Source organism: Mesorhizobium sp. M0140, assembly GCF_040322475.1.
GTDB lineage: Bacteria > Pseudomonadota > Alphaproteobacteria > Rhizobiales > Rhizobiaceae > Mesorhizobium.
On record NZ_JAMYTM010000083.1, the window covers coordinates 1 to 1,103 of the forward strand.

Sequence of the window (1,103 nt, forward strand, 5' to 3'; positions counted from 1 at the left end):
AAAGTTAAAAAACGGGTCTGGGTATTCTTTGCTGAAGGACAGCGTTCCCTGCCCCATCCCCACTACCGAAAAAGATGCGCACCGCGCCGCTCCTTCGAAATCGACATTACCCATGAGGCGGCGGCGTTCAACCACGATCGTACCGGCGAAAGGGCTGCCTGGCTGCTATCCCCCGGCGTTGTTGCACAAATGACACGATTTGGCCTCACTCAGAAAGCTCTCGTTAACCATCAGGCCCGCCGCACCCCCTTGTTTGCCGCCGAATCCGGCGAAGGGCCGTCGGAATCATGGCAAGCTCCCGAGTCGCTAGCCAGGAAACAACCGCAGAACCGCCGCATCCATGGAAGGCCACGGTTCAGTGCATCTTATTTTTCCATATAATGATGCAGGCTTGTTGATTGTGCCGGCGCTTTTCTTTATCCACCGGCGCAACGGAGAGGTGGCCGAGTGGTCGAAGGCGCTCCCCTGCTAAGGGAGTAGAGGTCAAAAGCTTCTCGTGGGTTCGAATCCCATCCTCTCCGCCATCCTGCTTCGCTCTTCGAGCTTCGCAGGACAAGTCCAGACCTCTGCGCGAAGCAGGATGCCCTCCGAAGCCTCGGCGAAGGAGGGCTAAAACCCTAGCAAAACAAGGTTTTCTGCTTGCACTGTGCGCTTCGCAGGACAAGTCCAGACCTCTGTGCGATCCCAGCAAAAGCAGGGGTTGGCGGGCCGCCTTCCCCGAGCCAGGATACTCGCTTGGTTAAGGGGGTGGCTCGTGTGGTACGTATACCTGCTGGAAAGCAAGGCTACGGAAGGTGAGCGCTACATCGGCGTGACTTCAGACCTGAAGCGCCGACTTGCCGAACATAACGCCGGAAAATCCAGCCATACATCCAAGTTCATGCCATGGCGGATCGTCACCTATATCGCCTTCTCGAATCGAGCCAAGGCGACCTCGTTCGAACGTTATCTCAAATCCGGCTCCGGACACGCTTTCGCCAGCAAACGTCTTTGGTGATTGTTCGCGCGACGGCGGAAAATCCAGTATATTTTCGAAAAACTCTGGAGCCTCAATCACTTAACGCATAAAAGCGGTTTGCCGGTTCCGCTGTTTCGTTCGATTC

The 1,103-nt window shown here is 56.1% G+C and carries 2 protein-coding genes and 1 tRNA gene; all 3 read left to right on the forward strand.

The window, feature by feature from the left end; genetic code table 11:
- A partial coding sequence (locus tag NKJ37_RS31920) for a hypothetical protein (protein ID WP_352723444.1) occupies positions 1-381 on the forward strand: 381 nt, incomplete at its 5' end.
- Positions 382-433: 52 nt separating this feature from the next.
- A tRNA-Ser gene (locus NKJ37_RS31925) sits at positions 434-524 on the forward strand.
- Positions 525-754: 230 nt separating this feature from the next.
- Positions 755-997, forward strand: a complete 243-nt coding sequence (locus NKJ37_RS31930; RefSeq protein ID WP_023812851.1) for a GIY-YIG nuclease family protein — start codon at positions 755-757, stop codon at positions 995-997.
- The last annotated feature ends 106 nt before the right edge of the window (positions 998-1,103 follow it).